General features: G+C 61.1%; 12 protein-coding genes and 1 pseudogene. 8 read left to right on the top strand and 5 right to left on the bottom strand.

Annotated elements, in window-relative coordinates; all coding sequences use genetic code 11:
• Nucleotides 1-63: 63 nt before the first annotated feature.
• The 5 genes and pseudogenes from ACZYTC_RS32320 to ACZYTC_RS32300 form a co-directional block, all read left to right on the top strand.
• Nucleotides 64-312, top strand: a pseudogene (locus ACZYTC_RS32320) (plasmid stabilization protein); the annotation flags it as partial.
• 32 nt (nucleotides 313-344) lie between these two features.
• Complete coding sequence (locus tag ACZYTC_RS32315) at nucleotides 345-542, top strand: hypothetical protein (protein ID WP_434960618.1); 198 nt, start codon at nucleotides 345-347, stop codon at nucleotides 540-542.
• 29 nt (nucleotides 543-571) lie between these two features.
• Entirely contained in the window at nucleotides 572-1,225 is a 654-nt protein-coding gene (locus ACZYTC_RS32310; RefSeq protein ID WP_441770621.1) for a UdgX family uracil-DNA binding protein, read from the top strand.
• A gap of 190 nt (nucleotides 1,226-1,415) precedes the next feature.
• A complete protein-coding gene (locus ACZYTC_RS32305; RefSeq protein ID WP_441770620.1) occupies nucleotides 1,416-1,694 on the top strand; it encodes an aa3-type cytochrome c oxidase subunit IV in 279 nt (92 codons plus the stop codon).
• A 28-nt stretch (nucleotides 1,695-1,722) separates the two neighbouring features.
• Nucleotides 1,723-2,688, top strand: coding sequence for a DUF6328 family protein (locus ACZYTC_RS32300; RefSeq protein WP_441770619.1), 966 nt, complete (start codon nucleotides 1,723-1,725; stop codon nucleotides 2,686-2,688).
• Here ACZYTC_RS32300 and ACZYTC_RS32295 read toward each other — a convergent pair.
• From ACZYTC_RS32295 to ACZYTC_RS32275, 5 genes are all read right to left on the bottom strand, one after another.
• Nucleotides 2,670-3,527 (bottom strand): alpha/beta fold hydrolase, encoded by an 858-nt coding sequence (locus ACZYTC_RS32295; RefSeq protein ID WP_488991508.1) that lies wholly within the window; start codon nucleotides 3,525-3,527, stop codon nucleotides 2,670-2,672. The two genes, ACZYTC_RS32300 and ACZYTC_RS32295, sit on opposite strands and share 19 nt — an antisense overlap.
• Nucleotides 3,528-3,690: 163 nt before the next feature.
• Nucleotides 3,691-3,951 carry a PepSY domain-containing protein gene (locus ACZYTC_RS32290; protein WP_434960613.1) on the bottom strand — a complete coding sequence of 87 codons (261 nt, stop codon included), beginning with the start codon at nucleotides 3,949-3,951 and terminating at the stop codon, nucleotides 3,691-3,693.
• A gap of 89 nt (nucleotides 3,952-4,040) precedes the next feature.
• Nucleotides 4,041-5,495, bottom strand: a complete 1,455-nt coding sequence (locus ACZYTC_RS32285) for a PAS domain S-box protein (protein WP_434960612.1) — start codon at nucleotides 5,493-5,495, stop codon at nucleotides 4,041-4,043.
• Nucleotides 5,496-5,838: 343 nt separating this feature from the next.
• Nucleotides 5,839-5,994, bottom strand: coding sequence for a hypothetical protein (locus tag ACZYTC_RS32280; protein WP_434960611.1), 156 nt, complete (start codon nucleotides 5,992-5,994; stop codon nucleotides 5,839-5,841).
• 88 nt (nucleotides 5,995-6,082) lie between these two features.
• Nucleotides 6,083-7,159 (bottom strand): ROK family protein, encoded by a 1,077-nt coding sequence (locus tag ACZYTC_RS32275; protein ID WP_441770617.1) that lies wholly within the window; start codon nucleotides 7,157-7,159, stop codon nucleotides 6,083-6,085.
• Nucleotides 7,160-7,414: 255 nt separating this feature from the next.
• Here ACZYTC_RS32275 and ACZYTC_RS32270 point away from each other — a divergent pair, with 255 nt between their 5' ends.
• The 3 genes from ACZYTC_RS32270 to ACZYTC_RS32260 all read left to right on the top strand — a co-directional run bounded on the left by ACZYTC_RS32270 (nucleotide 7,415) and on the right by ACZYTC_RS32260 (nucleotide 9,213).
• The gene (locus ACZYTC_RS32270) at nucleotides 7,415-7,681 is read left to right on the top strand and encodes a hypothetical protein (RefSeq protein ID WP_434960609.1); all 267 of its coding nucleotides are present in this window, start codon (nucleotides 7,415-7,417) and stop codon (nucleotides 7,679-7,681) included.
• Nucleotides 7,682-7,963: 282 nt separating this feature from the next.
• Entirely contained in the window at nucleotides 7,964-8,380 is a 417-nt protein-coding gene (locus tag ACZYTC_RS32265; RefSeq protein ID WP_441770616.1) for a response regulator, read from the top strand.
• 230 nt (nucleotides 8,381-8,610) lie between these two features.
• Nucleotides 8,611-9,213: a response regulator gene (locus ACZYTC_RS32260; protein ID WP_434960607.1), complete on the top strand. Its 603-nt coding sequence runs from the start codon at nucleotides 8,611-8,613 to the stop codon at nucleotides 9,211-9,213.
• The last annotated feature ends 86 nt before the right edge of the window (nucleotides 9,214-9,299 follow it).

Genomic DNA, 9,299 nt, shown 5'->3' with positions numbered 1-9,299 from the left:
CCCTGCACAACACTCACCTGTGCAGGAATCTCTGCAATTACACGCACCATATGTCCCTCCATTTTCGAACCTGGAGGGGTTAGTTCTCAATTTCGACAGGGGGGCAGTTTCTCACTTCGGATGACAAAGGACGATGGTGGCGGCAAGAAACCGGGCGGGTCGGGGCGTGGCAAAGCCACGATCCATCCGGCTTCCCATAAGGGCGGCAAGCTCGGAGGCGAGGCTTCCGCCTCGCGGCCAGCGGCGGCACGCTCCGCATCCGCCAAGAAAGCAGCCGCCACGCGCAAGCGCCACGAAGCGGGGCATGCCTGATACGGCATGCCCGCAGCGTGAGGGAAGACATCATGACCCGCAAGCCGAAGCCTTCGGACAGGGACCGCGACCAGCCCTACACCACCGAGCGAGAGGAATATCGGTTCGACAAGGTGAAACCACCGACCGATCCGGAAGAACGACGTGCCCACAGCAAGCCTGGCGGCGGAGTCAAGCGCGCACCGGACAAAGGTCGTCCCCCGCACCGATCAGGTGATCTGGATCGATGACGCTACGGCAAGCTCGAACGGGTACCGCCATGCGACCTCCAACCGGCGCAGAGACCCTGGACCCAGATCAGGACGAGATCATCACGCTCGCCGAGGTCAGACGATTGGTTGCTGTTTGCGAGCGCTGCGATCTTTACAAGCATGCCACCCAGGTGGTGATGGGAGAAGGTCGGGAAGATACCCGCCTGGTTCTGGTCGGCGAGCAGCCGGGCGATCAGGAGGACCGGCAGGGGCGCCCTTTTGTCGGGCCGGCCGGCCGGTTGCTCGACAGATGCCTCCAGGATGCAGAACTCGATCGCGACGCGTGCTACCTCACCAACGCCGTCAAGCATTTCAAATTCGAACGCCGGGGCAAGCGCCGGATTCATGAAAGGCCCAATGCCGGCGAGGTGCAGGCCTGCAAATGGTGGCTGGACAGGGAGTTGAAGATCATCAAGCCCGAATTGGTGGTGGCTCTCGGTGCGACGGCTGTCCAGGCCCTGCTCGGCCGTGGCGTCGGTGTGATGAAACAGCGCGGCCAGGTCCTGCCCGGGCCGGACGGGCTCCAGATTCTCGTGACTGTCCATCCCAGCTATCTGCTGCGCATCCCGGACTCCGATATGGCTGCGCGCGCCCGTTCTGCCTTCATCGAGGATCTACGCAAGGTCCACGCCATCCTCGCAAAAAGGGTACAGGCACGATGAAGTCACCTCAGGCACGCCCCGCTGTCCTAGCGTGAGACAGCCTCCAAACGCGCAGTCAATGGAACAAACCTGCCGCATCCGGCTTAGGAAACAGACTCGCGGCCGGCCTCCCCGGTTGCAGTCGAGGTCCGGCCCGCAGCCTGAGGAGCGGGTAAGGCCCAGATTTCATTCGTCGATGAGGGAGGTACGAATGATGCAACCGCATAGAAAATCCTTCGACTTCGCCGAGCATCGTCACGCCTATCAAGGCTTCGTGCGGCTCACACTGATCGTGGTCTTTCTCCTGCTCTCCCACCTCGTGGCACTCGCTGTCGGAGGGGTGGCCCATTTATGGCTTCTGGCTTGCCTGGAGGTCGCTCTATCGATCGTTGCCGCCGTGGTTGGCGCGGCGATCCCTGGCCTTGATTGGAAGCCTGGAGCCGCCGTACTGGCCTTTTGCCTGCTGACCCTGGCGATCGCCGCCGGTTGAGCGTGCCCGTTCGGGCCACGAGGTGAAGATGGGCAGGGTCAAGGCAGCTCTCGATGAATCCCGCACCTTGATGCTCGGGGCACAAATCCTGCTGGGTTTTCAATTGCAGGCTCCTTTCCAGGACGCCTTCGAACATCTCACGCCCGCCGAAAAGGCCATCGAGATCATCGTGCTCGGCCTCATGGTGCTGGTTCTGGGCTTTCTGGTCTTCCCCAGCGCGCACCATCGCATCGTCCACAAGGGGCACGCCGCTCCTGGGGTTGAAGAAACGGTCAAATGGGCGATGGTTGCAACCTTGCTGCCATTCGCACTGGCGCTGGGGTTCGCTCTTTACATAGCCGGGATCCGTGTCGCCGGCTTCGCCACCGGCGTGGCCGCAGCATTGGCCGGGTCCGTCCTCGCATTGGGCACCTGGTACGGCCTGCCGCTCTTTCAATGCCGGCAACAGCGGGAACAACCTATGCCGATCGCCCAGGAAACCTCCATTGGCACCAAGGTCGAACACGTCCTGACCGAGGCGCGCGTGGTTCTGCCCGGTGCACAGGCCCTTCTGGGCTTTCAACTGGCCATCATCCTGACCGAGGGCTTCGAACGCCTGCCCCCGTCTGCTAAGCTCGTGCACGGCTTGGCGCTCGGGCTGGTGGCGTTGTCCACCATTCTGCTGATGGCCCCGGCCTCCTACCACCGGCTGGGCTACCGCGGCCGTGATACCGAAGAGTTTTATGAGGTTGCGAGTCGGCTCGTCCTGGCTGCAACCGTCTTTCTGGCTCTCGGCCTCTGTGCGGACGTCCACGTGGTCGTGCAGAAGATCGCCCAAAGAGATGGGCTTGCAAATCTGCTCGCCGGCCTCTCGGCCGCACTGCTGCTGGGGCTGTGGTATGTGCTGCCTTTGTGGCATGCCCGGCGACGGCTGGGCGAGGAACAGTCAGAAGACACTCCTCCACCGAGACAAGGATCGAGGACAAGGCCCGGTTCTCACAATCTTCCAACGTGAATGACGGAAGTGTGGAGCAGGATTTCCCGTGCGATCTGCGGCCAGTCCTCGGCATGCAGTTCGTGGCCGCCGCCCTCGATGGAGACGAGGCGCGCTCCCTTGATGGCCGCCACCATGGCATGGGCATGGGCGATCGGAAACACCGGATCCGCCATGCCATGCACGACCAGGGTGGGAATCTGGATATCAGCGGCTTTGGCTCGGACGGGCGACGGGGCCGCCGGCGCCAAATGGTTCTGCAGGCTCGAAAAGGATGGCGAACGAGCCAGATCCCTTTCGATCAGACGCCGGGCTGCGCTGGCATCATGCGGGTGGCGTTTGCTTGCGACCGCCTCGGCGTCGCGGGCCAGAAAATCCGCCACCTGATCCCGATCATTCCAATCCAGATGGTCGAGCGTGGCCATGTGCCTCCTGTAGTCGTCGTCGGGCGGCGGCAACCACTCGACGCCGAGCGGCGTGGAGCTGACGATGGTCAACGTCTTGACCCGATGCGGCCTGATGAGTGCGGCCAACTGGGCAATGACCCCACCCATCGACATGCCGACCAGATGACCTGCCTGCAGATTGTAGCCACTGAGCACAGCCATGGCATCCTTCGCCATGTCCTCGAGTGTGTACTTGGCTGTTCCCGGCACATAGGCCGTCGACAGGCCGGTGTCCCTGTTGTCATAGCGGATGACATAACGGCCACCCGCGGCAAGCAATTCCGCGAAGTCATCGGGCCACCAGGCCATCGAGGCGAATGCGCCCATGATCAGAAGGATAGGCGGATCGTCGAGATTGCCGAAAGCCTGCGTCTGGATCTTCACCCCCTCGCCTTCAATGGTCCGCTCTTCCATCGCGCCAAACTCCTTCCTGGTAAGGCCGATCCCGCCATGCGATCGGCCTGGATGGGAAGATTGGGCGATAGCCCATGTCGGTACGACGATGATCCTCCGCCCGGGAGGAGCCAGCCCTGCGGCTCCATCGATACAATTGCCGCGTCAAATGAGCGTATCGGTCCTAACGTGTAGAGCCGGACATGGGATCGAGATGCAATTCGACCTTGGCCTTGTCGGTGGTCATGTAAGTGACCTCATAATAGCCGCTTTGGCTCCATTCCACCTCCGAGATATAGGCAAAGCCCTCGCGGGCTTCGACCTTCGCGATGATCTGCGACAGCTTGAGGCTGCCCTGTGGAGGTAGAGCGGTGCTGGTGGTCTGAGCGCTGGCCACCCCAGCAAGAAGCAGAAGGCCGGCAAGGGCCCCGACTAGTCTTCCCATTGCGCATCCCTCATGTTTCGAATGCACAACAAAAACCAAACAGAAGGCTTTAGGTTCCCAAGGACGTCGCCCCGGGACGTCGGCCAGGATCACGCGCCGACGCGGCTCAGATCCATCGTCAATTCGATGACCAGCCCTTCAGAATGCCATTGGCGCGAAAATCCGCCGAACTGGCTGGCGGCCAGTCGCACGAGACGGCTACCGAAACCTTCCGCGCCCGACGGCTGTACCTTCGGGCCGCCGAGCTCGCGCCACACGATGATGGCATCGCCGTCACGGCGCCCGCATTCGATCTCCACCCGGCCTGCCGATGTAGAAAAGCTGCCATATTTGGCAGCATTCGTAGCAAATTCATGCAGAAGAAGCGCAACCGGCGTAACCGCGCTTTCCGCAAGTTCGAAATCGACCCCCTCAACTGTGAACCGCTTGCGCTCACCTTGCGCTCCTTCCACATAGGGAGCCAGAATGGCCTCGATCAGCGCGTGCAGGGTCGCCGTTTTCCTGAAGCCGTTGTCGACGGTTCCGGAAGCCAGGGTCAGGGCATGCGCCCTCGACAGCGCGCCCAAGCGATCGGCGACGATCGAGGCGAGCATCGCCGGGGTTTCGGCGGAGGCCACGCTCAGATTGACGATGCTGGTTGCAAGGGCGAACAGGTTTTTGACCCGGTGATCCATCTCATGCAGGAGAAGTTGTTGCTGCTCCTGGGCCCGGCGTCGTTCGGTGATATCGCGCGCGATCTTGGATGCACCGATGATGATGCCATCGGCATCCTTGATCGGAGACACGCTCAGCGAGATATCGACCAGGCTGCCGTCCTTGCGCTGGCGGATGGTCTCATAATGGTCGATCCGCTCCCCTGCCCGGATGCGCGCCAGTATGGCGGGCTCCTCATTATGCCGGTCGGGAGGAATCAGCATCATCACCGATCGGCCGATCGCCTCGGAAACGCCATAGCCGAACAGATGCTCGGCCCCGGCATTCCAGCTGGTGATGATCCCCTCGAGATTCTTGGATATGATCGCGTCGTCCGAAGATTCCACGAGCGCGGCCAAGCGGCGGGCGGTCTGATCGCCGTGGTGACGCTCTATCGCAAAACCCAGTTGACGGGCAATGATCAGCGCCAGTTCGCGCTCTTCATCCGCGAAAAGATGGGGTGCCTCATAATAGAGGGTGAATTTGCCGGCCATGCCCTGGCTGACCATGACCGGAATGAAGGCCAACGCACCAATGCCCTCACGCCGGGTCAGCGCCGCAAGGTCGGGCGGTAGATCGGCCTGAGCGATGTCGTCTATATAGACGGGCGCCGGCTCCTCGTCGCCAGGCTCCCATGGCGAATGTCCCTCGACACCGGCCCTATATTCTTCCGAAAGCCACCGCCAGGCCGCAAAACGCAGGACGCCCCCGCCATCGAACCGCAAGATCGATGCACGCGTGCAGCCCAGCATGTCATCGATGGCATCCAGGGCCGCGCTATAGATCTGATCGAGATTGCGTGCGCGATAGAGCCGATCGGTGAAGTGGAAAAGCGAACTTTGCTGGCGCATCCGATGCACGAGCGGCACTTGTTCGTGCGAATCCGCCGCCCCAAAAGCGAGCGTCGGTTTTCCACTCAGCTCCTCCTTCTTGGTTTTCAACGCCGACCCAGCCCTACTTATCTCAAAGACCCGGCACTATTGCTCGATACCCGCTCCGAGATCGATCGGCATATGAGATGCACCACCCTGCCTCGAAGCACGGTAGAATACCACTATCACAATAGCGGCGCCCTTCGGATAAATACACTCCAAAACCCGGCCAGCCAAGTCTTCGACCGCCTGACAAAGGCAGGATCTGCTTCATGGTAAAAAGTGTCGCAGCCAGCAGCAACCTAGCCGGATTCATGCCTTTTCAGGAGGTGTTCTCACCGGCATTGCTGCGGTTCTTGCCTTTGGGCGCACCGGTCTGGTCTTTCGGTGTTTCGCCGTGCTTGAGCTTTTCCGCCTCTTCGTTCCGCCCCTTGTCGTTGGGGCGTCCCAGGGGCTCCATCGCCTTTTTCTCGGGCATCGTGCTCCACTCCGTTGATATATGGTTTTCCAACGGCCCGGAGACAATTCGGTTCCAACCTCATGAGGATGCTGTGTTCGCGGCGGCGTCAGCGGATGGAGGCTTTGCCCTCCTTCTTCTTGTTGGTGAAGCGCGCATTGCCCAGCCCCGTGCCGATCGTCAATATGCCCCAGCGCTTGACGTCGCCCATGCGAGGCACCTCCGACAGGCCCTGGACCACGGCGTCGTTGTGAAGAACGACGTGGCTTTGCTGCCCCCCGATCTTGGGCACGAATTTGAGCAAGGCTGCCGGCAGGTTGAAATTGTCGCTTTCCCAATTGGAGCCCGGCAGATTCTGGCCCCCGCGTGCGATGGATCCGTCGGATTTGATGGCGCCCGGACAACCGACACCGATCACCGGGGTAAGGCTGATCTTGTTCTTCTCCGCCCGCGAACGCAGATCCTGCAGCATCTCCCCAAGCCGACCAATTGCCGCCGTTCGCGCCGGCTCGTCATCGGCATGGCGCCAGATCAGGAGCTTTTCAACTTTTGCCCGGCCAAGATCGGCTTGCTTGTCGACCTGGCTCAACACGATGCCGGCCCGGATGTTGCGCCCGCCAATGTCCACCGCCAGCATGCCGTCGTGATTGGCCAGCACATAGGGCGGCAGCAGATGCAGGCTGCCGATCAACCCCGCTTCATCCGGATGATTGGTGATTGGCACCACCTCTACCGAGCCCTCGTCGGCGCTGAGCAGGGCCTGGGTTCTTGCAATCGCCAGTCTTCCCACACGGCTTTCCCGAAAGCCTCCGCCGATGACGATGCGTTCGGTGCGTCGCCAGGAGGCGGTTCGCAGGAAGCGCCGGATCACGCTCGACAGCGAGCGGGCAAATTCCTCCAACGCACCGTGCACGAGTGCGGCGCTGTTCAAATCGTCGCCGATCAGCATGTCGTCGATTTGCCTGCGCTTGATTTCCTCGGTGGCTTCCTCACCCAGGGGATCATTGCCCGTCTTGCGGTAGAGCAGGCGCAACTCCTCAAGCTTTCCGAGAAAGGCTCCCGTATTGGCCTTGTCGCCGACAAAGCCCTCCTTGTCGCGCAGGCCGATATTGTAGCCATCGACGCGGACGGAAGGCAGCATGTCGCCGCCGTGATTGAGAAATTGCCAGCCCGCTTGATCGTTCATTCCCGAACCCGTCGATCCCCTCGGCAACCGTTGTTGCTGGCGACAACCAATCGCGCACGGGAAGGTTCCCCCCAAAGTCTGCCCCGAGGCCGGCAAAAATGGCTCGCAGCCGGGGGAACCCTCTTCCGCGCGTGTCGTTCGGTAGGCAAGCAGGCATTGAAGCGGACCCTCGGGTTTGCCTGAAGTCGTCGAGGCTGAGCGGCCGACGCCCGCGGCTCACCCGTTTTGCAACCGATCCGACAAAGGAGACCGACGATGTCGCACGCATCCTATCGCATCATTGGCACCGCCGAAGGCTGGGTCATCGAGCACGATGGCCAGCGCGGCGGCGGATACGAACTTCCGGAAGCGGCTTTCGAAACCGCAGTCACTGCTGCCTCGCTGGATCTCAAAGACCGCCGAAACGTCAACATATCCGTGGAATTTCCGGAAGGTCCCGAAGATGGCGAGGCCCTGGCAACCGAATCCGAACCGGCCCGTCAGCGCAGCCAATTCGACAGCCCGAGCGGCAAAGCCGAGTGATGCTGAAAGCGGCAATCGCCATCGTCGGTTCGGGAGAGATTGGGAGAACGACCGACATGTCCCGCATCAAGGCTTTACGCGTCAGCATCGATCGGGGCGAAAGCGGGGGATGGGATTCCGTCTACAGATCGGATCATTATTCTGCCCGGTATGGATGGCGAACCGGGCGGTAATTCTCTAAGCCTGATCAGATACGTTTGGCCCAGGCGGCATCGACGTTCCCTGCCAGCGTCATTTTCCGAGGTGCCTCATTTATCGGTGCGCCGGAATCTGGCCGAATCCATGCTGGCCCTGCGGAAGGAGTACTCTATGATAAAGGACCAGCTGTCCTCCGGCGGCATCCTAGCAGGCAATACGATCCTGGTTGCCGACGATGAAATCATCATCGCGCTCGATATCGAGGATACGCTGGCATCCGCCGGCGCCCGGATCGCGGGTCCCTGCCTGACTTTGGCCTCCGCGCTGGAGATCACCGATCAGCAATCCATCACGGCCGCCGTTCTGGATATAAGCCTCGGAAGGGATACGAGCGAACCCATCGTCGACTTGCTCGCGGCCCGTGGCATTCCCATCGCATTCTGCACGGGCAAGATGCTTCCAGAAGCCTTCCGGCAGAAAGTTCCCGACGCGCCGGTTCTGGGCAAACCGGTTCAGCATCAGCTATTGCTGGAAACAATGGCCCGCCTGACCAGGCAGTAAAGGTCTGGGCAGTAAAGGTCTGGCGCGGCGCCATTCCTGGCGGATCCTTAGACTGTTCCAAACGCTCCATGGAACATGCACAAGTTTGGGTGGTTACAGGCAAGCACTGGTGGAAATCGTTAAGCGCCGGCCTCGAAAGAAAAGGCCACGGCGTTTTCACGCGAACTCCACCAGGGCAGAAGGTGCGGCAGCCGCATTCGGCCGGATTGACTCAAAACAAGTGACGACCCATGCAGCAACTCCACGGCCTACGTCTCCTCATCGTCGAAGACGAGATCTTTCTCGCGGGCGATCTGGCCGACTATTTCGAGCAGAAAGGGGCTGTGATCCTCGGGCCGGCATCAACGATCGAGGCGGCGCAATGCCATGTAAGTTCGGCGAATGCGGCCATCCTGGACGTCAACATCAATGGCAAGATGGTCTTCCCGATCGCGGACCGCCTGCTCGCACTGGGGATCCCGTTCGTCTTCTTCAGCAGCTATGACGAAGACGTCATCCCCTTGCATCTCAAACATGTCGACAATGTTCGCAAGTCGGGCGACCGTCACGCTTTGCTTGAAACCCTGTTTGCGGCGCGCCGCAGGACGCAGGATGAAATCAAGGGCCTCGCCGGGGATCCGACCAATGACGTGGCCGGTTTCCTTCCCGAACTCAGGCTCAGGGCACGCCAATATCTTCCCGGCAAGGCTGCCGCCGACCGGCTGGTCGAACAAACGCTGCTTGCCGCCATCGATCTGGCGGATGGCAAGCCCGGAGATCAGGATACGCTTCCCTGGCTTTGCGAGATCATGGATCGGGCTTTCATTGCCATCGGTCACCAACTGCTCGATTGAACGGCACAATCTTCGAGTTTCTTCCGCCGAAATTTCAGGCCAATCCGCCGGTCTTGGACACAGCGGAACCGTGAAGGGCAACGACG

The organism is Labrys sp. F242 (assembly GCF_057813875.1).
The sequence above is the reverse complement of the archived record's forward strand: the minus strand, read 5'-3'. Positions and strand labels throughout refer to the sequence as shown.